Source organism: Terrabacter sp. Root181, assembly GCF_001428505.1.
Taxonomy (GTDB): Bacteria; Actinomycetota; Actinomycetes; order Actinomycetales; family Dermatophilaceae; genus Terrabacter.
The window spans coordinates 297,620-319,738 of sequence record NZ_LMHU01000005.1 but is presented as its reverse complement, the minus strand read 5'-3'; the positions used below and the strand labels follow the sequence as shown (position 1 = coordinate 319,738).

Here is a 22,119-nt window from a genome sequence, read left to right as displayed (position 1 = left end):
CTTCACAGGCTCGGGATCTCGTCGAGCGTGACGACGCGGCCCTCGCGGCGGGAGAGCTCGCAGGCGTCGGCGACCCGGAAGGCCTGGAGGGCGTCGTCGACGGTGCACGGCGAGGCGAGCGACCCGCGGGCGACGGCGGCGAAGGCCGTCAGCTCGGCGCGGTAGGCGGGCAGGAAGCGCTCCATGAACGACCAGTGGCGCGGCCCGGACGGGTAGGTGGCGCCGGGCTCGGCCGAGGTGACGGCGAGCGAGTCGTCGTAGCCGACACCGATCGTGCCGTCGCTGCCGAGGACCTCCATGCGCACATCGTGGCCCGCGCCGTTGTAGCGCGTCGCGGAGAGGTTGACGAGCGTGCCGTCGTCGAGCGTCAGGACGGCGGCGGCCGTGTCGACGTCGCCGGCCTCGGAGAAGAACGCGGCACCCTTGTTGGCGCCGGTCGCGTAGACGGACGCGACCTCGCGGCCGGTGACGAAGCGGATGATGTCGAAGTCGTGGATCGAGCAGTCGCGGAAGAGGCCGCCGCTCGTCGGGATGTAGGCGGCATGGGGCGGCGCCTGGTCGTGCGTCTGCGCCCGGATGCTGTGGAGGAAACCGAGCTCGCCGCCGGCCACGGCCTGCTGCGCCCGCTGGTAGCCGCGGTCGAAGCGTCGCTGGAAGCCGACGTGGACCGGCGTGCTCGTCGTCCGGACGAGCCGGGCGAGGTCCAGCGTCTCGTCGAGCGTGGCGGCCACGGGCTTCTCGCAGAAGGTCGGCACGCCGGCCTCGAGGCCGAGGCGGATGAGGGGCGCATGGCCCGGCGTCGCGGTGGCGATGACGAAGCCGTCGACGCCCTGGGCGAGCAGCTCGGCCGGCGACGGGGCGAAGCCGACGTCGAGCTTGTCGGCGACGGCACGAGCGGCGTCGGCATCCAGGTCGGCGACGACGACCTCGTCGACGTCTGACAGGTCGCGGAGGGTCTCGGCGTGGAACGCCCCGATGCGGCCGACTCCGGCCAGTCCGATGCGCATGGACACACTCCCTTGGGTTCGCGGTGGGCGGCGAGCCGTGGGGTGGTCGCCGCGGGGTCCGGTCGGCGAGCCTCTCGACGTCGTCGTCCCTTCGAGAACGATGGTCGTGCCGTGGGCCTCGTCGTGTCAAGCAAATGTAAGGACATTCTGATGTTTGATCAATCTCTTGACAGCACTGCAGGAAGAGGAGCATCCTCCAATCGCTGGCACCGACGCCGGGACCGGCAGACATCGACCACGATGTCCGCCCGCGACGGAGGAGCCAGTGCGAGCACGGTGACCCACGACGTCGCCGGAGCCCGCCGAGACCCCCGCACACCTTCCGGGCGACGACCTCGCCCACACCGTCCGCACCGGACGCGACGCAGCCAGACCGCTCAGCCCACGCGCACCACACGCGCACCGCCCGGGTCGACCTCGACCCGACACCCCTCCAGCCCGCACCTCACGTGCCAGGCGGCACACGGCACACGGGCTCCACCCTGATCGACGGATCCACCGTCACAGAACGTCGCGCCACTCCGGCGACCGGGCCACCGCGACGCAACGAAAGGAATCAACGATGACTCCGACTCGGACTCGCAAGAGCCTGACCGTCGCAGCCGGCATGGCCACGGCCGCCGCCCTCGCCCTCGCGGCGTGCAGCAGCGGCGGCGCCCCCGCCAGCACCGCGGACGCCGGGAGCGGCAGCGGCGCCGGCGACAACTCCGGCTACACGTTCGCCATGGTCACCCACGAGACCCCCGGAGACACCTTCTGGGACAAGATCAAGGCCGGTGCCACCCAGGCCGCCAAGAACAGCGGCATCACACTCAAGTACTCCAACGACCCCGACCCGGCCAAGCAGGCGACCCTGATCCAGAATGCCGTCGACTCGAAGGTCGACGGCATCGCCACGACACTCGCCACGCCCGACGCCCTCGCCGGTGCGGTCAAGTCGGCCAACGACGCCGGCATCCCCGTCGTCGCCTTCAACTCCGGCATCGACCAGTACCAGGAGGTCGGCGCCAAGATGTACTTCGGCTCGGACGAGAACCTCGCCGGTGAGGCGACCGGCAAGCGCATCGCCGCCGCCGGTGGCAAGAAGGTCCTCTGCGTCATCCAGGCCGCCGGCTCGGTGGCCCTCGAGGCCCGGTGCGCCGGGGTCAAGAAGGGCATCCCGGCCACGGAGAACATCCAGGTCAACGGCGCCGACGACCCGTCGGTCGTCTCGGCCCTGCAGGCCAAGCTCGCGCAGGACAGCTCGATCGACTGGATCGTCACGCTCGGCGCCCCGATCGCACTCGACGCCCTCAAGGCGATGGACGCGGCCAGCAGCACGGCCAAGCTCGCCACCTTCGACCTCAACGTCGACGCAGCGCAGGCGATCCAGGACGGCGAGATCCAGTTCTCGGTCGACCAGCAGCCCTACGTGCAGGGCTACCTCGCCATCCAGTCGCTCTACCTCAACAAGAAGAACGGCAACGACATCGGCGGCGGCCTCGCCGTCCTGACCGGACCGTCGTTCGTCGACTCGAAGAACATCGGCGTCATCCTCCCGTTCGCCAAGAACAACACGCGCTGACCCACCGGGGCGGCCGGCCCGGGCAACCAGGGGCCGGCCGCCTTCTCGCACTTCACTCCTCGCACGTCAAAACGGATCGGAGAGGTCCATGAGTCAAACCACCAAGACTCCACCCTCGGCGCCAGCCGAGGCGTCGAACCGGGTCACGCTCGGCTGGTCGAACCGCCTGCTCGCCCGCCCCGAGGTCGGGGCGCTCGTCGCGGCGATCGTCATCTTCGTCTTCTTCCTCATCGTCGCCCCGGCCTTCCGGTCACCCGCGTCGTTCTTCACCGTGCTCTACCAGTCCTCCACCATCGGCATCGTCGCGGTCGCCGTGGGAATGCTCATGATCGGCGGCGAGTTCGACCTCTCCGCCGGCGTCATCGTCACCACGGCGGGGCTCGTCAACGCGATGTTCTGCTACCAGCTCGGCATCAACCTCATCGTCGGCGCCGTGCTCTCGCTCGTCTTCTGCCTCGCCATCGGCTTCCTCAACGGCTACCTGGTGGTGAGGACCGGCATACCGAGCTTCCTCATCACCCTGGGCACGTTCTTCGTGCTGCAGGGCGCCAACCTCGGGGTCACGAAGCTCGTCACCGGCTCGGTCTCGACGCCCAACATCAACCAGATGGACGGCTACAAGATCCTCGACGCGATCTTCGCCTCGAGCTTCAAGATCGGCAGCGTCACCGTCGAGATCACCGTCCTCTGGTGGTTCCTCTTCGTCGCCCTGTCGGCCTTCATCCTCCAGCGCACCAAGATCGGGAACTGGATCTACGCCGTCGGCGGCAACGCCGACTCCGCCCGTGCCGTGGGCGTCCCGGTCAAGGCCGTCAAGATCGGCCTGTTCATGAGCGTGTCGTTCCTCGGCTGGTTCGTCGGCATGCACACGCTCTACAAGTTCGACACGCTCCAGGCCGGCAACGGCATCGGCAACGAGTTCCTCTACATCATCGCCGCGGTCGTGGGCGGCACGCTGCTCACCGGCGGCTACGGCAACGCCATCGGCGTCGCCATCGGCGCGTTCATCTTCGGCATGACGAGCCTCTGCATCGTCTACGCCGGCTGGGACCCCAACTGGTTCCGCGCCTTCCTCGGCGTCATGCTCCTGCTCGCCGTGATGGTCAACCTCTACGTCAAGAAGCTCTCGACCGCCCGAAAGGTGGGCTGACATGACTGACACCCTGTCCGAGCACGCGGACCCGGAGCTCCACTCGGGTGAGCCGCTCATCGAGATGAAGGACGTCGGCAAGACCTACGGCGCCATCCGCGCCCTCAAGGGCATCAACCTCACGGTGCGTGCCGGCGAGGTGACGTGCGTCCTCGGCGACAACGGCGCCGGCAAGTCGACCCTGATCAAGATCATGGCCGGCCTCCACCCGCACAACGAGGGCACGATGAAGGTCGACGGCAAGGAGGTCAGCTTCTCCTCGCCGCGCGAGTCCCTCGACCACGGCATCGCGACGGTCTACCAGGACCTCGCCGTCGTCTCGCTCATGGAGGTGTGGCGCAACTTCTTCCTCGGCTCCGAGCTGACGAGCGGTCGAGGACCGTTCGCCACCCTGCGGATCGCCGACATGAAGCGCATCGCCGACGAGGAGCTGCGCAAGATGGGCGTCGTCGTCAAGGACATCAACCAGCCGATCGGCACCCTCTCGGGCGGCCAGCGCCAGTGCGTCGCGATCGCCCGGGCCGTCTACTTCGGCGCCCGCGTGCTCATCCTCGACGAGCCGACCGCGGCCCTCGGCGTCAAGCAGTCCGGCGTCGTGCTGAAGTACACGGCTGCGGCCCGCGACGCCGGCCTCGGCGTCGTCTTCATCACCCACAACCCGCACCACGCGTACCTCGTCGGCAACCACTTCGTCATCCTCAAGCTCGGCCAGGCCGTGCTCGACAAGAAGCGCGCCGACGTCGGTCTCGACGAGCTGACCCGCCAGATGGCCGGCGGCGACGAGCTCACCGAGCTCTCGCACGAGCTGCAGAAGTGAGCGGGGTGGCGTCATGAGCGTCGCCGTCGCCCACCACACCCGCAGCTCGAGCGCGCTCGCGCTCCAGGAGGGAGCCCGCGAGGCGGCATACCGCGGGACCCACCTCCTCGTCATCCACGTCGTCGAGTCGCTCGACAACGACATCGCGGAGGCCAACAAGGCCGGCATCTCCGATGCCGTCGAGAACGCCCTCGAGGCCGCGTGCCTGCCCGACCTCCAGTGGGACGTGCGCCTCGTCCCCGGCGGCCAGGACATCGCGGACGTGTCGGAGGCGATCCTCGCCACCGTGCGCGAGCTCGGTCCCGACCTGCTCGTCATCGGGGCCCGGCGGCGCTCGCCCATGGGCAAGGCCTTCCTCGGCAGCGTGGCCCAGAACATCATCCTCGACGCGGACGTGCCGATCCTCGTCGTCAAGAGTCCGAGGTGATGACACGAGGGTGTGCTGACATGAACACATCGCGGCATGACCGTTCCGTCTCGTTAGTCTGCGGCCATGCCCAAGCCCGTTGACGTCCGCATCGACCGCGAGACGCCGGTCCCGCTCTACCACCAGCTGGCCGAGCAGCTGAGCGCGGCGATCGCGAACGGTGAGCTCCAGCCGGGTGACCCGTTCGAGAACGAGGTCGCCATGGCCGACCGGCTCGGCCTCTCGCGGCCGACGGTGCGGCGGGCGATCCAGGAGCTCGTCGGGCAGGGCCTCCTGCTCCGGCGGCGTGGTCTCGGCACGACGGTCGCGGGCCGCCAGATCCACCGGCGGGCCGAGCTGACGAGCCTGTACGACGACCTGCGGCGCGAGGGCTCGGGGGACCCTCGCACCGAGGTGCTGACGCACGAGATCACGACCGACGAGGTCGCGGCGACGGCGCTGGGCCTACCGGCCGAGACGCCGTTGCTGCGCCTCGTCCGGCTCCGGCTCGACGGCGACCGGCCGCTCGCGATCCTGCGCAACTGGCTGCCGCCGGCCTACTCCGACATCAGCCGCGAGGACCTCGAGCGCGACGGGCTCTACGCCCTGCTCCGCGCGCGCGGCGGCAAGCCGGTCGTCGCCCACCAGCGCATCGGCGCCCGACAGCCCTCGACGGCCGAGCGCAAGCACCTGGGCCTGACGCCCTCCCAGCCGGTCCTGACGATGTCGCGCACCGCGTTCGACGCCGTCGGCGGCCCGGTCGAGTACGGCGACCACTGCTACCGCGCCCAGGACTACTCCATCGAGGTCATGCTCGACGAGCGCTGACCGCGCTGTCGCTCCGGCGGCGCCTGACCACCGAGAAGGTATGCCGTGTCGTCCCCTTCGCTGCCCGCCGCCCTCCCGGAGCCGCGCCGGCCGTTGCCCGAGAGCGTGCCGAGCCTGCGCTGGGGGGTGCTCGGCACCGGCTGGATCGCGTTGCGTTTCGTCGCGTCACTGCAGGCCTCGACGACGCAGCGGGTCGTGGCCGTCGGATCCCGGTCGCAGACCTCGGCCGACGCGTTCGCGGCCGCGGCGGGGATCGGTCGAGGTCACGGCTCGGCCGAGGCGCTCGTCGCCGACCCGGACGTCGACGTCGTCTACGTCGCGACACCGCACCACCTGCACCGCGCGGGCGCCCTGCTCGCGGTCGACGCGGGCAAGCACGTGCTCGTCGAGAAGCCGCTGGGCCTGGATGCCGTTGAAGCGCAAGAGATCTCGGACGCGGCTGTCCGCGCTGGCGTCTTCTGCATGGAGGCGATGTGGTCGCTCTTCCTGCCGCGCTTCGACGTCGTGCGGCAGGTGCTCGACGCCGGCCTGCTGGGCGACGTGCGCACCGTGATCGCCGACCACGGCGAGCACTTCGACCCGCCGCACCGCATCCTCGACCCGGCGATGGCGGGTGGCTCGCTGCTCGACCTCGGCACCTACGTCACGACGCTGGCGACGTGGGTCCTCGGGCCGGCCCGTCGGGTCCTGGCCACCGGCGAGATGACAGCGTCCGGCGTCAACGGCCAGGCCGCGATGCTCTTGACCCACGCCGGCGACGCGACGAGCGTGCTGCACTCGACGCTGCTCACGCGTACGCCCACGTCGGCGACCATCGCCGGCACGGCGGCCACGCTGACCCTGCCCGGGCCGTTCTTCATGCCCGGCGACGTCGTCGTGACGGCCGCCGACGGCTCAGGCTCGGTGACGTGGACCGATCCCGAGCCGATCGGCCACGGCGCCCTCTTCCACTCGGCACTCGAGGTGGCCCGCTGCATCGGCGAGGGTCTGCTCGAGTCTCCCCTCCACCCGGCGACGTCGGTCCGAGCCAACATGGCCGCGCTCGACGAGGTCACCCGCCAGCTCGGCGTCACCTACGCGACGGTTTGAGGTATGCGCGCGCACGTTTCCGCGGCGCGCATACCTCAAACCCGGGAGGTGAGCTGCTGTGGCTCAGCTCGACAGACGCACCCACGTACCGCAGTCGGCGCTGTCGAACCCGACGAAGCCAGACTCGATCTGGACGTACTGCGCGCCGCCGAACGAGATGTCGTTGTCGATGATCTCGTCCAGCGTCCCGCCGAAACCGGACAGCGTGGCCCAGTAGCAGCCGTCGCCACCAGGAGCCTTGTAGAGGCCCGGCTGGATGTGGATGTTCACGCGCTGTGCCCCCTGACCGAAGCTCGTGGACGGTGTGCCGAGCTTGGCCAGCCGAGTCCACGAACCGCAGTCCTCGGTCACGAAGTACGCGTCGCTGGAGCTGATCGTCACGATGCGCCGTCCACCGAACGACAGGTCGTTGGCGATGATGCCGTCGAGGTCAGAGCCCGCATAGCTGCGCCGCTCCCAGTAGCAGCCGTCGCCGCCGGGCGCGACGTAGGTGCCGGCCCCGAGCGAGACGCCGACGCGGTACATGCCATCGCCACTGAGCGTCGCCGCCGGCCCGAGGATCGTCGCCGAGGCGGCACTGGTCCTCGTCACCGGCGTGTAGCCCGTGCGTCGAGCCGTGATGGTGACCGTGACGCGCTTGCCGTAGTCGGCCTCGACCATGCGGTAGGTGCTGCTCGTCGCGCCGGTGATGATCGCTCCGTTGCGCTTCCACTGATAGCCGAACGACGGCGCCGGGTACCAGTAGCCGGGCTTGGCGGTGAGGGTGGAGAAGACACGGGTGGTGCCGGAGATCGTCGGGGTGGCGATCGTCGTGAACGGCTTGGTGACCGGGATCGTCGCTGCGCTCGTGCGCACGCCGTTGGTGTAGCCAGGACGCTTGGCCGTCACGGTGACCGTGATCCGCTTGGCGAAGTCGGCGGAGACCGGCTTGTACGTGCTGGCCGTGGCGCCCTTGATGACGACCCCGTTGGCCTTCCACTGGTAGCTGAGCGATGCCCAGGGTGCCCAGGTGCCCGCGGTGGCCGTGAGGGTCCAGCCGATCTGCGGGTACCCCGTGATGCGCGGAGTCGGGGCCGTCGTGAAGACGCCGTACGCCACCGTCGCAGTTGCCGCAGAGGTGCGTGTCGCGGTCGTGAACCCGTCACGTCGGGCCGTGACGGTCACGGTGATGCGCTTGGCGCGCTGGGCGGCCTGCACCGTGAACCACGAGTTCGTTGCGCCGGTGACCGCCGCGCCGTCGGCTCGCCACTGGTAGCTCAGGGTGGCTCCCGGGGACCAGGCGCCGGGAACCGCCTTGAGCGTCACCCCGACCCGCGCCGTGCCGCTGATGGTGGGGGTGGGAGCCGCAGTGAAGACGCCGTACGCGACCGCAGCCGTCTGCGCCGAGGTCCGGGCGGTCGTCGGGTAGCCCGAGAGGGTGCTCGTGACGCTGACCGAGAGGCGCTTGCCCCGATGCGCTGCCTGTGGCGTGAACCACGAGTTCGTCGCCCCGGTGACGGCCACGCCATCGGCGTACCACTGGTACGAGAAGGCCGGGGTCGGGGCCCAGGCGCCCGTGGCCGCTGTCAGCGTGGTGCCCACACGAGCGGTTCCGCTGATGGTGGGAACCGGGGTGGAGCTGTAGGCGCCGGCGCCGATGACGACCGGCGCGGTGGTCGCACCACGCGATTCGTAGCCTGCCAGCGTCCCGGTGACCTCGAACGTCACGGCCTTGCCCTGGTGCGCGGACTGGGGCACGAAGGTCGTCCCGGTCGCGTCCGAGATCGGCTTGCCATCGACGAACCACTGGTAGGTGAAGCCGGGGACCGGAGACCACGTGCCCGTCTGCCCGACAAGGGTCTGGCCGACGCGGGCCGTCCCCGTGATCGTCGGAACACCCTCGACCAGGTCTCCGAGCGCGACGGCGGACGTCGGGGTGCTGCTCTTCGTCACGGACGCGTAGCCGGTCAGCGCGCCGGTCACCTCGACCGTGATCGTCGATCCACGGTGCGCGGCGTGCGGCGTGAACCTGGACGCGGTCGCGTCCGGGATCGGCGAGGCGTCTGCGAGCCACTGATAGCTGACGGTGACACCCTGGTCCCAGGTGCCGGTCTCGGCCACCAGCGGACTGCCCACCTGGGCCACTCCGGTGACGGTCGGGACCGGCGTGCTGCCGAGCGTGCCGGCAGCAACCGTGACCGGGTCCGAGTCCTTGCTGGCCGGCGCGTAGCCGTCGGCCGAGCCGGTGACGCGGACCGTGAGCGCCCTGCCGAGCAGGTCGGGCGCGAGCGCGAGCTCCGGCTCCGTCTGCCCGTCGACGGGCACATCGTCCGCGAACCAGGTGTAGGCGAGGGTCACGCCGTCGGGGCCCCAGGTCCCCGGCTCGGCCGTGACGGTCTGACCGACACTGGCGTCACCGGAGATGGAGACGGTCGCGGCCGGGACCACTGGCGGCAGCTCGTCCGCGAGCGCCGGGCTGGCACCGAAGAGTGAGGCGACGAGAGCGACGAGGAGGGCGACGACGACGGAGGACTGTCGCCGCCCCGCGGCGGGACGTGACACCCCCGCCGGCGGTCGCAGGGCAGGCTTTGATGACACGGGCAGTCCCCTGTGGTCATGGCGCGTGGGCAGCCCGGAGCGGCCGGCGCCGAAGGTGGTTGGGTGGCTGGTCGGCGGGTGCTTGGTCATCACCTGCAGCCGACAGCCGGGCGAACGCTAGCACGGCCTCAGACAGCTCACAGCACAACGCCGAACAACCCCGTTGACCTGCGTAGATGCCACGGCCACGCGCAACAGAGCCCCGGTTTGAGGTGATCTGCGTGCGAAAGGTCGCAGCGGATCACCTCACACGGGCCGGAGGACCTCGAGTCCGAGGAAGGGGCGCAGGGCCTCGGGGACGCGGACCGAGCCGTCGGGCTGCTGGTGGTTCTCGAGGATCGCGACGAGCCAGCGCGTCGTGCCGAGGGTGCCGTTGAGGGTTGCGACGGCGCGGGTGCCCGAGCCGTTCGGGTCGCGCTCACGCGTGTTCAGCCGGCGCGCCTGGAACGTCGTGCAGTTCGACGTCGACGTCAGCTCGCGGTACTTGCCCTGCGTCGGGACCCAGGCCTCGCAGTCGAACTTGCGCGCCGCGGGGCCACCGAGGTCACCGGCCGCCGTGTCGATGATGCGGTAGGGCACCTCGATCTTGGCGAGCATCTCGCGCTCCCAGGCGAGCAGGCGCTGGTGCTCGGCCTCGGCGTCCTCGGGACGGCAGTAGCTGAACATCTCGACCTTGTGGAACTGGTGCACGCGGATGATGCCGCGGGTGTCCTTGCCGTGCGACCCGGCCTCGCGGCGGTAGCAGGCCGACCACCCGGCATACCTCTTCGGGCCGTTCGTCAGGTCGATGATCTCGTCGGAGTGGTAGCCGGCGAGGGCGACCTCCGAGGTGCCGGTGAGGTAGAGGTCGTCGGCCTCGAGGCGGTAGACCTCCTCGGCGTGCGCATCCATGAAGCCGGCGCCGACCATGACCTCGGGGCGCGCGAGCGTCGGCGTGATCATCGGCGTGAAGCCGGCCGCGGTCGCCTGCGCCATCGCCATGTTGAGCAGCGCCAGCTCGAGGAGCGCACCGACGCCGGTGAGGTAGTAGAAACGAGCGCCGCCGACCTTGGCGCCGCGCTCCATGTCGATGGCGCCGAGCTTCTCGCCGAGCGCCAGGTGGTCGAGCGGCTCGAAGCCCTCGGCCGCGAAGTCCCTGGGCGCACCGACGGTCTCGAGCACGACGTAGTCGTCCTCGCCGCCGACGGGGACACCGTCGATGATGACGTTGCCGACCCGGCGGAGCAGGCGCTCGAGCTCGGCCCCGGCCTCGTCGGCGTCACTCTCGAGCGACTTGACCTGCTCGCTCAGCGTGCCGGCGTGCGCCCGCGCCTCGTGCGCCACCTTCTCGAGGTGGTCGGCGTCGGCGGCGCCCGACTTCTTCGCCTTCTGGAAGGCGCCCATGGCAGCGCCCACCGACTTGCTGACGGTCTTCTGCTCGGCGCGGAGCTTCTCGAAGTCACCGAGGGACGATCGACGACGCTCGTCGGCGGCGAGGATCGCGTCCACGATCCCCGGGTCCTCTCCACGGGCCTGTTGCGAGGCGCGGACCCGGTCGGGTTCGTCGCGCACGAGCTTGATGTCGATCACGCGGGCCAGCCTATCCGCGCGCCACGCGGCCCCACGACCGAGATCCCGTGGGCACCCCCACCCGCAGCCCCGCGGTCCCCCACCCTCCCCCAGCTCGAGTGGGCGGGGCGATGGCTCGACTACTCGGGGCGGATGAGGGCGTATGCCGTCACGGCGTCCGCGGGGAGGCCGCGGACGTCGATCTGGACCCGTCCGGCCGGCAGGCCGAGGTGCACGGTGCGCTGGACCGCGCCGTCGCAGACGAACGGCCGGGAGTACAGCGGCTCACCGTGGCCCCACGTGCCGGGCGCGGCGTCGTAGACCGCATAGCTCGACCCTTCCGTCGCCCGACCGGCGGCACACGCCACCTCGACCGTGTAGGTGCGGCCCTCGGCCACCGGCTCGCCGGGCACGTTGCGGAACGCCTTGCCCGAGCCCTGCTTCGTCACGACGACCCGCGCCACCTCGCCCGACACCGGCGGCGGCACCGTCACCACGGGCGGCGGCCCGGGGTCGACCGGCGTCAACGACACCTCGGGCGTCGTGCGCCCCACCGAGACCTCACCCGTCGGCGACCCGCGTGCCACTCCGCCGGTCGTGCACCCGGCCGCCAACACCACCGAGGCCACCCCGAGCAGCACCGGCGCTGCCTCGACGACACGGCGCAGCCTCATGTCCCGACTCTAGGACCGCCGGTGCCGACTGGGTATGGCCCCTGTACAGACGTCGAAGGAGCAGACATGAGTGAGAGCACGAAGTCCCGCGAGTCCATCGAGACGGCACCGAGCGACGAGGCGCGACTCGGGTCGCACACCGACAACGGAGCGCCGGCGCCGAGCGACCGCAACTCGCTCACGGTCGGCCCGGACGGCCCGATCCTGCTGCACGACCACCACTTCCTCAACCAGATGGCGCACTTCAACCGTGAGCGCATCCCGGAGCGCAACGTGCACGCCAAGGGCTCCGGCGCCTTCGGCACGTTCGAGACGACCGAGGACGTGTCGGCCTACACGAAGGCCGCCCTCTTCCAGCCGGGCGTGACGACCGAGATGCTCGCGCGCTTCTCGACGGTCGCCGGCGAGCAGGGCAGCCCGGACACGTGGCGCGACCCGCGCGGCTTCGCGCTGAAGTTCTACACGACCGAGGGAAACTACGACCTCGTCGGCAACAACACCCCGGTCTTCTTCATCCGCGACACGATGAAGTTCCCGCACTTCATCCGCAGCCAGAAGCGTCGCGGCGGCTCGGGCCTGCGCGACAACCACATGCAGTGGGACTTCTGGAGCCTCAACCCCGAGTCGGCCCACCAGGTCACCTACCTCATGGGTGACCGCGGCATCCCGAGGACGTTCCGCCACATGAACGGCTACGGCAGCCACACCTTCCTCTGGGTCAACGAGGCCGGCGAGAAGCACTGGGTCAAGTACCACTTCCACAGCAACCAGGGCGTGGAGGGACTCACCGGCGCCGAGGCGGAGCGCATCGCCGGGCAGGACGCCGACCACCACCGCCGCGACCTCTACGACGCGATCGAGGCCGGCGACTTCCCGAGCTGGACGCTGTCGATCCAGGCGATGCCCTACGAAGACGCGAAGACCTACCACCTCAACCCGTTCGACCTGACGAAGGTGTGGCCGCACGGCGACTACCCGCTCATCACGGTCGGCACGATGACCCTGAACCGCAACCCCGACAACTTCTTCGCGCAGATCGAGCAGGCGGCGTTCGAGCCGTCGGCGGTCGTGCCCGGCATCGGCTTCTCGCCCGACAAGATGCTCCTCGGCCGCGTCTTCGCCTACGGCGACACCCACCGCTACCGGATCGGCCCGAACTACCTCCAGCTGCCGGTCAACCGGCCCCGTGTCGACGACCTCAACACCTACCAGCAGGACGGACCGATGGCCTACGACCACCACGGCGACGCACCGGTCTACGCGCCGAACAGCGAGGGTCGCGGCTACGCCGACCACGTCGGCGAGGTCGAGGAGGGCTGGGAGACCGACGGCGCCATGGTGCGTCAGGCCTACACGCTGCGCGAGGACGACGACGACTTCGGCCAGCCGGGCATGCTCGTCCGCGATGTGTGGGACGACGCCCAGCGCGAGGCGTTCACCGAGACGGTGGCCGGCCACCTCCTCGGCGGCGTGAGGTCACCGGTGCTCGAGCGCGCCTTCGACTACTGGAAGAGCGTCGACGCCGAGACCGGCAAGCAGATCGAGGAGCTCGTCCGGGCCGGGCTCGGTGGCCCGAACCCGGGCGGCGACGCCGACGACGCCAAGGTCGTCGACGACCCGATCGTCGAGACGAAGACGAACGCCGCCCACTGACAGCGCGTTTCACCCCAGCTACAGGCAGAGGTATGCCGTGTGCCCCCGTCAGGCACACGGCATACCTCTTGTTCGTGGTGAGGTGCTACTTCACCTCGGCGCGGGTCAGGCGCCAGATGCCGACGGCGAGGGGCGCGACGACCCAGACGGCGACCGAGGTGGCGAGGTGGGCCCACTGGGCGCTCGTCAGCGATCCCTCGAAGAGCGGCTGCATCGTCTGGTTCATGTCGAGCCACGTCGCGGCATCGCCGAGCCACGACACCATCGAGCCGAGGATCGACCACGCGGTCGGCAGGACGAAGAAGACGACGACGGCGGCCGGCGTGTTCTTGAAGAGCATGCCGAAGCCGACGCCCTGGGCGATGCCGAGCAGCACGTAGCCGCCGGCGCCGAGGAGCACGAGGGCGTCCATCGACCAGTCGCCGGTGATGCCGCGGAAGGTGATCGCGGCCTGGTGCGCGAGCGCGGCGAGCACCAGCGACAGCGCGAAGGCGCACACGCCGACGAGGAGCGCCGACAGGAGCTTGGCCCAGGCGATGCGGATGCGGCGCGGCTCGAGGCCGAAGGTGACGAGGCCTGTGCGCTGGCTCCACTCGGACGTCACGGCGAGGATGCCGACGACCGGGAGGATGAGCGCCATGGGCATCGTCGTGGCCTGGAGGTACTCGCCGAAGGCGTGCTGGCCGCCCTCGTTGAAGAACATGATCGTCAGGGCGACCGCGATGATCGCGCCGATGCCGATGAGGAGCCAGCGGCCGGCACGGGTGTCGAGCATCTTGCGCAGCTCGACGTGGACGAGGCGGCCGAACGGGACCCCGGTCGTCGGCCGCGGACCGGCGATGCGGCTCGGGATCGTGGCGTGCGTCGGCAGCGCCGACTCGGCGTTCTTGGAGACGGGAGCCGCGGTGGGCGTCGTCGTGGTCGTGCTCGTGGTCGCGGTCATGCCGCCACCTCCTCTCGGGCGGCGTCGGCCGTGAGGTCGAGGAACATCTCCTCGAGACCCCGGCTGTCGGCGCCGCGCAGCTCGGTCAGGACGATCTGGTGGGCGACGGCGACGCGGCCGACGGCGATCGGCTCGGCCTCGACCTGCAGGCCACCCGTCGGGGTGCGCTGGGCGACGATCGAGGCCTCGGCGAGCGCGGCCATGAGGGCGTCGTCGTCGGTGGAGCGGGTGTAGGTGCCGGCACCGGCGAGCAGCTCGTCCTTGGTGCCCTGGGCGACGATCTTGCCGTGGCCGATGACGATGATCTCGTCGGCGACGCGCTCGATCTCGTTGAGCAGGTGCGAGCTGAGCAGCACCGTGCCGCCCTCGTTGGCGTAGCCGCGGAGCAGGTCGCGCATCCAGCGGATGCCGGCGGGGTCGAGACCGTTGGCCGGCTCGTCGAGGATGAGCACCTCGGGGTCGCCGAGCAGGGCGTGCGCGATGCCGAGGCGCTGGCGCATGCCGAGGGAGTAGTTGCGGACCCGGCGGTTCGCCTCCTTCTCGGTGAGGCCCACGAGCTCGACCATCTCGTCGACGCGGTCCTTGCCGACGCCCATGAGGATCGCACCGAGGGTCAGCACCTCACGGCCGGTGCGGCCGGCGTGCTGGGCGGAGGCGTCGAGCAGGAGGCCGACGTGGCGGCCCGGGTTGGGCAGCGCGGCATACGGCTTGCCGAGCACCGTGGCCCGCCCCGATGTGGCAGGGGTCAGGCCGGCCATGACGCGCATCGCGGTCGTCTTGCCGGCACCGTTGGGGCCGAGGAAGCCGGTGACGAGGCCCGGCTTGACGTCGAACGAGACGTCGTCGACGGCCGTGAACGGGCCGTAGCGCTTGGTGAGTCGTTCCACTGTGATCATGGGCTCCACCCTCCCGAACGAGGAGGGGGTCGCACATCCGTCACAAGCCTGATTCCGACCCCTACCAAGGTCGCATCCAACCCTGACCGGAGTCAGGGTCGGCGCTCAGGGTCGGGGCCCGTCGGCGGTCGCGGACGAGACCTTGGTCGGATGCCGTCGTGCCCGCTCCGCGCCTACGCTGGCCGGGTGCCGCTGCCCCGGATCGCCCGCACCCGACGCGGCCACGTGTGGGGTGAGACGTGGCGGCTCGGGGTCGCATTCCTCTTCGGGCTCGCGATCTGGGGCGCCGTCCAGGCCCAGCTCGACTCCCGGCACGCCGAGCCGACGTTCGGCAAGGACTGGCTCCTCGTCGACCTCGCGATCGGGCTCGGCGCGACGGTGCTGCTGCTGTGGCGGCGCCGGTGGCCGCTGGGCGTCGCCCTCGTGACGGCCGTGCTCTCCGGCGTCTCCTCGGTCGCGGTCGGGGCGTCGGTCGTGGCGCTCGTGTCCCTCTCGACCCGGCGGCGGTGGCGCGAGATCGCGGTCGTCCTCGTGCCGTGGATGGTGGCGGGTTGGTCGCACTCCCTGATCTACCCGACCGAGGACCAGGTCGTCACCCTGCCGAACGTCATCATCGGCCTGCTGAGCTATGCCGTCAGCGTCGCCATCGGGTGGGCCGTGGGCGAGCGCCGGGCGTTCGTCGCGTCGCTCCACGAACGTGCCCTCACCGCCGAGCGCGAGCAGGCGATGCGCGTGGTCCAGGCACAGGTGGCCGAGCGCGCGCGGATCGCCCGCGAGATGCACGACGTCCTCGCCCACCGGATCTCCTTGGTCGCCATGCACTCCGGGGCGCTCGCCTACCGCACCGACCTGACGCCCGAGCAGGTCTCCGAGACGGCCGAGGTCGTCCGCGAGAGCGCCAACCGGGCCCTGACCGAGCTGCGGGCGGTGCTCGGGGTGCTCCGCGACGTACCCGGCTCGGGAGCGCCGGCCGACGGCTCGCCGCAGCCGCCGCAGCCGACCCTCGGCGACCTCGACGCCCTCGTCACCGAGGCCCGGTCGGGTGGGGCGACGGTGCTGCTCGACCGCTCCGGCGTCCTCGAGGACGTGCCCGAGCAGGTGTCGCGCGGCGCCTACCGGATCGTCCAGGAGGCCCTGACGAACGCCCGCAAGCACGCCCCCGGCTCGGCGGTCCGCGTCACCGTGTCGACGGCCCCCGAGCGCGGCCTCGACGACGAGGCGGTCCGGGTGACGGTGCGCAACACCGTCCCCCGCACGGCAACGCCCGCAACACGGGGCCCAGGCGCTGACGCGCCGGACGGCATACGCAAGGACGTCACCGTGGGGGCCGGGCTGGGACTGCTCGGGCTCACCGAGCGCGCCGTCCTCGCCGGGGGCGAGCTGACCTACGGCCCCGACCGGGCGGGCGACTTCGTCCTCACCGCCCGGCTACCGTGGTCCCGATGACCGGGGACCAGGGGCGTACGCGTGTCGTGATCGTCGACGACGACGCGCTCGTGCGCGCGGGGCTGAGGATGATCCTCGGGGGCGCGCCCGACCTCGACGTCGTGGCCGAGGCCGGCGACGGGCTCGAGGCCGAGACCGTCGTCGAGCAGTACCGCCCCGACGTCGTGCTCATGGACATCCGGATGCCGCGTCGCGACGGGCTCGAGACGACGAGGACGCTTCTCTCCGAACCGGCGCGGGCGGTGCGGGCCGCTCGGGGCGACGACCTCAAGGTCATCGTGCTGACGACGTTCGACGCCGATGACATGGTCGTGCAGGCCCTCCGCGCCGGCGCGCACGGCTTCCTGCTCAAGGACACCGAGCCGCGACGGCTCGTCGAGGCCGTGCACCTCGTCGCCGCGGGCGAGCCCATCCTCTCCCCCAGCGTCACGGCGACCCTCATCGCGCACGTCGCGACCGGCGGTGGCACCGACCCGGGTGACCGCCGACGCTCGGACGCGGAGGCCCGCCTGGCGACGCTCACCGACCGCGAGCGCGAGGTGGCGCTCGCCATCGGCCGCGGGCTGTCCAACGCCGACATCTCGCGCGAGCTCTACCTGTCGGTGCCGACCGTCAAGGCGCACGTGTCCCGGGTGCTCGACAAGCTCGGCGCCGACAACCGCGTCCAGATCGCCATCGTCGTCCACGACGCCGCCCTCCCCTGACCCGAGCCCCACCGAACGCAGCGCTCGGTGCCGAACTCACGGTTGGAACACCGCTTTCGAGACCGAACGCGGCGTTCGGTGGGGAAAGGGGGTCGAAATGAGGTGGACGGGCGCCGCTGGCGGCCCGTATCTTCCTTCCCGTGTGGATCTCCTGATGCCTCGAGCCCGCCCGCCGCTGACCTGTCGACGACCGTCCGACGTCACCCGCGGGGCCCTGCCGACCATCAAGGACCCCCCATGTCTTCCACCCTCACCATCTCCGGACTCGACGTCGCCTTCGGCGCGCGCACCCTCTTCTCCGGTCTCGACCTGACGCTCGCCGACTGCGACGTGACCGCCGTCGTCGGCCCCAACGGGTCGGGCAAGTCGACGCTCATGCGCACCGTCGTCGGCGAGCTGCCGATCGAGGCCGGCTCGATCCGCCTCGCCCCGCGCGACGCGACGATCGGCTGGCTCCCGCAGGTCGTGCCGGACCCGTCGGAGACGCTGCTGACGTATGCCCGTCGGCGCACCGGTGTCACCGCCGCGGACACCGAGCTCGAGATGGCGGCCGCCGCCATCGCGGCCGGCGACGAGGGCAGCGAGGACCGCTACGCGGTCGCGCTCGAACGGTGGCTCGCTCTCGGTGCCGCCGACCTCGACGAGCGGCTGCCGGAGGCCGCCGCCCGGGTCGGGCTCGACGTCGCGTCGGACCGCCCGCTCGGCACCCTCTCGGGCGGTCAGGCCGCTCGCGCGTGCCTCGTCGCCGTGCTGCTCAGCCAGTACGACGTGCTCCTCCTCGACGAGCCGACCAACGACCTCGACGCCCGCGGCCTGGCCCTGATGGCCGACTTCGTGCGCAGCCACACGGGGCCGATCCTCGTGGCGAGCCACGACCGCGCCTTCCTGGACGCGGTGACGACGAGCGTCGTCGAGCTCGACGTGAAGCAGCAGCGCATCGGGCACTTCACCGGCAGCTGGAGCGACTACGTGGCCCAGCGCGAGCTGGCCCGCGCGCACGCCTGGTCCGCCTACGAGGGGTATGCCGCCGAGCGGGACTCGCTGCTCGCGCAGTCCCGGCAGCGCCAGGACTGGGCCGAGAAGGGGCGCCGCAACGTGGCCACGGGCAAGGAGCCCGACAAGCACATCCGCGAGAAGCACAAGGCCCGTGCCGACCGGCAGGGTGCCAAGGGTGCCCGCCTCGAGCGGGCGGCCGAGCGCCTCGACGCGGTGGAGCAGCCGCGCAAGGAGTGGCAGCTGCGCTACGCCATCACCGAGGGGCGGCCGTCGGCCGACGTCGTGGCGACCCTCGCCGACGCCGTCGTCGAGCGGCACGGCTTCCGGCTCGGCCCGGTCAACCTCGTCGTGGGCCGCGGTGACCGCATCGCCGTCGTCGGCGACAACGGCTCGGGCAAGACGACCCTGCTCGGCGCCCTCCTCGGCGACCTGCCGCTCGCCTCAGGCCGCCAGTCCCTCGGCACGCGGGTCGCCGTCGGGGTCATCGACCAGCTACGGCAGCTGCTCGACGACGACGCCACGGTCCTCGACGTGGTGCGCCGGGAGCTCGGGACCCACCCGAGGTCGGGGAGCGAGTGGCCGCTCGCTGAGGTGCGGACCCTGCTCGCGAAGTTCGGCCTCGGCTCCGAGCATGTGTCACGCCCGGCGCGGAGCCTGTCGATGGGTGAGCGGACGCGGGCCCTCATGGCGCTCTTCCAGGGCCGCGAGGTCAACGTCCTCGTGCTCGACGAGCCGACCAACCACCTCGACGTCGACGCGATCGAGCAGCTCGAGGCCGCCGTGGCGGCCTTCGGGGGGACCGTGCTCGTCGTCAGTCACGACGAGAGCCTCCTCGAGGGCATACGCCTGACCCACCGGTGGGTCGTGACGCGAGGGCGCGTCCGCGTCGAGACGCTGTGAGGGGGCGGTTCAGCGGGTGACGCTGCGGGTGCGGCTCCAGCGCCACACGGCCGTGACGACGACGGCACCGACGATCGAGCCGATGATGCCGCTGGGCCGCAGGGCGAGGCCGTCGCCTGCGACGAGGCTCGCGAGGAGACCACCGACGAACGAGCCGACGAGGCCCGCGACGATGGCCATCGTCCAGTCGATGCTCTTGCCCTCGCGGCCCAGGATGAGCTGGGCGGCGGCGCCGACGAGCATGCCGAAGAGGATCATGCCGATGATGAGCATGGGCCGAGCATAGGGGCACGGACCCGCCTCAGGCCGTGGTGTCGCCCGAATCCTGTGATTTCTCGCTGCCTCGTTCGGCGACCCGACGGATGGCCGGCTCCATCGACATGTCGAACGACGCCTCGAAGTCGGTGTCGAAGGTCGGGTCCTGGTGGCGCAGCCACACCCGGTTGAGGATGGCGCAGACCACGATGAGCTGCCCGGCGACGAGCAGCCACACGAGCACGGCTCCGGCGACGCCGAGCGAGCCGTAGAGCGCCGACGAGTGCTCGATCCGGGCCGGGAGGTAGACGCGGCTGATGACGTGGAGCGTCGCGAGCCCCACACCGAAGAGCAGACCACCGGGCACGAGGTCCACCCAGGTCCGGCGCCGGTCGGGCAGGTGGAGCGTGATGAGCACCCAGCCGGCCCCGGAGATCGCTGCCTGGCAGACGAAGGACAGCAGGATGCCGCCGGGCAGGAGGTTGTCGAGGCTCGTGACGAGCGCGGCACCGAGGAAGATGCCCAGCCAGGCCGCGCCGAAGACGAGCGTCGCCTTCAGCACCTCACGCTGCGAGCGGCGCGGCACCCGGGCATCCCACACGTGCGCGTTGACGATGACGAGGTTGCGCATCAGGGTTCGCGTCGTCCACAGGGAGAGGACGAGCCCGACGAGGACGGCCACCCACCACGATCGGGTGGACTCCTCGAGGGCCACCGTGATCTGTTGGCGCAGGGTGCTCGTCACCCCCGTGACGGCGACTGCGTCGTCGGCCGCACCGGGGATCGCACGGCTGAGGCCCGCCACCAGGCCGGATACGAGCAGGGCGAGCGGGAGCAGCCACAGGAAGGTCCGGAACGCGACGGCGCTGGCCAGCAGCATGCCCTGGCGTGCGACGTAGAGCGCCGCCATCTCCAGCGGGACCTTCGCCGCCGGGATGCGGCGCGACAGCTCCATGTACTTCCGGGCATACCGGGTGGCCGTGTCCTCGCCGCGCAACCGCAGACGCGCGAGACGCCCCGATGCGGGCTCCACCGCGCCCCTGTCAGCCGGCAGGTCTGCGTCGTGCCCGGCCTGGTGTGCCATGGCTGAGGTTCCCACGGCTGACGCCTCCGTGGTGGGGCTTCGTGCGTCGGGATCGAACCGCACCTCCCGCTGGCGCCCGATCTGCGCCACGCTGGACCCATGCCAGCCACCACGGTCGTCCTCTTCGGCGCCACCGGAGACCTCGCCAGGCGCAAGCTGCTCCCGGGCATGCTGCACCTGCACGAGTCCCAGCTCCTCGAGGGCCTGCGCGTCGTCGCGACCTCGCTCGACGAGCTGACCCGCGACGAGTTCCTCGAGCTCGTCCTCGCGTCGGTGCGTGAGCACAGCAGCCACAACGTGAGCGACGACGACCTGCGCGACTTCGCCGAGCGGATCCACTGGGTCCCGGGCAGTGCCGGGCCAGAAGGGATCCGGGCCGCCGTCGACGAGTCCGAGGCGATCCTCGGACCCGACGCGCGCCGGCTGCACTACCTCTCGGTGCCGCCCAAGGCCGCCCTCGCGGTCGTGCACCAGCTCGCCGAGGCCGGCCTCGTGGAGCGCAGCCGGATCATCATGGAGAAGCCGTTCGGCACCGACCTCGAGAGCGCCCGGGCGCTCAACGCCGAGCTCCACCAGGTCTTCGACGAGGAGCAGATCTTCCGCATCGACCACTTCCTCGGCAAGGAGGCGGCCCAGAACATCCTCGCCTTCCGCTTCGCCAACGGCCTGTTCGAGCCGATCTGGCACCGCAACCACATCGACCACATCCAGATCGACGTCCCCGAGACGCTGGGCCTCGCGCAGCGGGCCGACTTCTACGAGAGCACCGGCGCCTACCGCGACATGGTCGTCACGCACCTCTTCCAGGTGCTCGCCTTCACCGCGATGGAGCCGCCGACGGCGCTCGAGCCGCACGCCATCAGCGAGGAGAAGAACAAGGTCTTCCGGTCGATGTCGCCGATCGAGCCGCATGACGTCGTGCGTGGGCAGTACGTCGGCTATCGCGACGTCCCGGGCGTCAAGCACGACAGCCAGACCGAGACGTTCGTCGCGCTCAAGTGCTTCGTCGACAACTGGCGCTGGGCGGGCGTGCCCTTCTACCTGCGCACCGGCAAGCGGCTGGCCGAGGGCGCGCGCATCATCTCGATCGCCTTCAAGGAGCCGCCGCGCTCGATGTTCCCGGCCGGCTCGGGCGTCGGGGACAACGGCCCCGACCACCTGACCTTCGACCTCGCCGACCGGTCACGGATGTCGCTGTCCTTCTACGGCAAGCGCCCCGGGCCGGGCATGAAGCTCGACAAGCTCTCGATGCAGTTCTCGATGGGCGAGACCGACTGGGCGGGCGCCGTGCTCGAGGCCTACGAGCGGCTCATCTACGACGCCGCCCGCGGCGACCGCACGCTCTTCACGTCGGCCGACGGCATCGAGCGCCTCTGGGAGATCAGCCAGCCGCTGCTCGACAACCCGCCGATCGTGCGCCCGTACGACCCCGGCACGTGGGGTCCGAACCAGATCCACCAGCTCGTCGCGCCCTTCACGTGGCGGCTCCCCTTCGAGCGACGCTGGCGCGACCCCAACATCACCGGGGCCTGAGCCACACCGCGAGGTCGCGGTTTCCCTGCGTGGGCAGGGCTCTCACGAG

19 protein-coding genes are annotated in these 22,119 nt (G+C 71.0%); 11 read left to right on the top strand and 8 right to left on the bottom strand.

What is annotated here, in order from left to right; all coding sequences use genetic code 11:
• Positions 1-2: 2 nt before the first annotated feature.
• Positions 3-1,007 carry a Gfo/Idh/MocA family oxidoreductase gene (locus ASD90_RS10395; protein WP_056755514.1) on the bottom strand — a complete coding sequence of 335 codons (1,005 nt, stop codon included), beginning with the start codon at positions 1,005-1,007 and terminating at the stop codon, positions 3-5.
• A 562-nt stretch (positions 1,008-1,569) separates the two neighbouring features.
• On the opposite strand from ASD90_RS10395, the gene ASD90_RS10390 reads away from it, so the two are divergent.
• From ASD90_RS10390 to ASD90_RS10365, 6 genes are all read left to right on the top strand, one after another.
• Positions 1,570-2,571 (top strand): substrate-binding domain-containing protein, encoded by a 1,002-nt coding sequence (locus ASD90_RS10390; protein WP_056755511.1) that lies wholly within the window; start codon positions 1,570-1,572, stop codon positions 2,569-2,571.
• A gap of 88 nt (positions 2,572-2,659) precedes the next feature.
• A complete protein-coding gene (locus tag ASD90_RS10385; RefSeq protein ID WP_056755507.1) occupies positions 2,660-3,721 on the top strand; it encodes an ABC transporter permease in 1,062 nt (353 codons plus the stop codon).
• Position 3,722: 1 nt separating this feature from the next.
• The gene (locus tag ASD90_RS10380) at positions 3,723-4,538 is read left to right on the top strand and encodes an ATP-binding cassette domain-containing protein (protein ID WP_020143647.1); all 816 of its coding nucleotides are present in this window, start codon (positions 3,723-3,725) and stop codon (positions 4,536-4,538) included.
• 13 nt (positions 4,539-4,551) lie between these two features.
• Positions 4,552-4,965, top strand: coding sequence for a universal stress protein (locus tag ASD90_RS10375; RefSeq protein WP_056755505.1), 414 nt, complete (start codon positions 4,552-4,554; stop codon positions 4,963-4,965).
• 66 nt (positions 4,966-5,031) lie between these two features.
• Positions 5,032-5,772, top strand: coding sequence for a GntR family transcriptional regulator (locus ASD90_RS10370; RefSeq protein WP_056755502.1), 741 nt, complete (start codon positions 5,032-5,034; stop codon positions 5,770-5,772).
• 45 nt (positions 5,773-5,817) lie between these two features.
• Entirely contained in the window at positions 5,818-6,861 is a 1,044-nt protein-coding gene (locus ASD90_RS10365; RefSeq protein WP_235506541.1) for a Gfo/Idh/MocA family protein, read from the top strand.
• 63 nt (positions 6,862-6,924) lie between these two features.
• Here the strand turns inward: ASD90_RS10365 and ASD90_RS23510 are convergent, their stop codons facing one another.
• From ASD90_RS23510 to ASD90_RS23505, 3 genes are all read right to left on the bottom strand, one after another.
• A complete protein-coding gene (locus ASD90_RS23510) occupies positions 6,925-9,438 on the bottom strand; it encodes a hypothetical protein (RefSeq protein ID WP_157623149.1) in 2,514 nt (837 codons plus the stop codon).
• Between the two features lie 246 nt (positions 9,439-9,684).
• Positions 9,685-11,007: a serine--tRNA ligase gene (gene serS / locus ASD90_RS10355; protein WP_056755498.1), complete on the bottom strand. Its 1,323-nt coding sequence runs from the start codon at positions 11,005-11,007 to the stop codon at positions 9,685-9,687.
• Positions 11,008-11,126: 119 nt separating this feature from the next.
• Complete coding sequence (locus ASD90_RS23505) at positions 11,127-11,660, bottom strand: hypothetical protein (RefSeq protein ID WP_157623148.1); 534 nt, start codon at positions 11,658-11,660, stop codon at positions 11,127-11,129.
• 66 nt (positions 11,661-11,726) lie between these two features.
• Between ASD90_RS23505 and ASD90_RS10340 the strand changes: the two genes are divergently transcribed.
• Positions 11,727-13,313, top strand: a complete 1,587-nt coding sequence (locus ASD90_RS10340) for a catalase (protein WP_200958597.1) — start codon at positions 11,727-11,729, stop codon at positions 13,311-13,313.
• An 85-nt stretch (positions 13,314-13,398) separates the two neighbouring features.
• Here ASD90_RS10340 and ASD90_RS10335 read toward each other — a convergent pair whose 3' ends face one another.
• Both ASD90_RS10335 and ASD90_RS10330 read right to left on the bottom strand, forming a co-directional pair.
• Positions 13,399-14,256, bottom strand: coding sequence for an ABC transporter permease (locus tag ASD90_RS10335; RefSeq protein WP_056755491.1), 858 nt, complete (start codon positions 14,254-14,256; stop codon positions 13,399-13,401).
• Positions 14,253-15,152, bottom strand: coding sequence for an ABC transporter ATP-binding protein (locus tag ASD90_RS10330; RefSeq protein ID WP_056755487.1), 900 nt, complete (start codon positions 15,150-15,152; stop codon positions 14,253-14,255). The genes ASD90_RS10335 and ASD90_RS10330 overlap by 4 nt, the downstream gene beginning before the upstream one ends.
• Positions 15,153-15,338: 186 nt before the next feature.
• On the opposite strand from ASD90_RS10330, the gene ASD90_RS10325 reads away from it, so the two are divergent.
• The 3 genes from ASD90_RS10325 (at position 15,339) to ASD90_RS10315 (ending at position 19,198) form a co-directional block, all read left to right on the top strand.
• Complete coding sequence (locus ASD90_RS10325) at positions 15,339-16,598, top strand: sensor histidine kinase (protein ID WP_200958596.1); 1,260 nt, start codon at positions 15,339-15,341, stop codon at positions 16,596-16,598.
• Positions 16,595-17,302 (top strand): response regulator transcription factor, encoded by a 708-nt coding sequence (locus ASD90_RS10320; protein WP_056756369.1) that lies wholly within the window; start codon positions 16,595-16,597, stop codon positions 17,300-17,302. The genes ASD90_RS10325 and ASD90_RS10320 overlap by 4 nt, the downstream gene beginning before the upstream one ends.
• 237 nt (positions 17,303-17,539) lie before the next feature.
• A complete protein-coding gene (locus tag ASD90_RS10315; RefSeq protein WP_056755482.1) occupies positions 17,540-19,198 on the top strand; it encodes an ABC-F family ATP-binding cassette domain-containing protein in 1,659 nt (552 codons plus the stop codon).
• A 9-nt stretch (positions 19,199-19,207) separates the two neighbouring features.
• Here the strand turns inward: ASD90_RS10315 and ASD90_RS10310 are convergent, their stop codons facing one another.
• Positions 19,208-19,471: a GlsB/YeaQ/YmgE family stress response membrane protein gene (locus tag ASD90_RS10310; protein ID WP_056755479.1), complete on the bottom strand. Its 264-nt coding sequence runs from the start codon at positions 19,469-19,471 to the stop codon at positions 19,208-19,210.
• Positions 19,472-19,499: 28 nt separating this feature from the next.
• Complete coding sequence (locus ASD90_RS10305; protein WP_082588627.1) at positions 19,500-20,537, bottom strand: YihY/virulence factor BrkB family protein; 1,038 nt, start codon at positions 20,535-20,537, stop codon at positions 19,500-19,502.
• Between the two features lie 99 nt (positions 20,538-20,636).
• On the opposite strand from ASD90_RS10305, the gene zwf reads away from it, so the two are divergent.
• Positions 20,637-22,070: a glucose-6-phosphate dehydrogenase gene (zwf, locus tag ASD90_RS10300; protein ID WP_056755471.1), complete on the top strand. Its 1,434-nt coding sequence runs from the start codon at positions 20,637-20,639 to the stop codon at positions 22,068-22,070.
• The last annotated feature ends 49 nt before the right edge of the window (positions 22,071-22,119 follow it).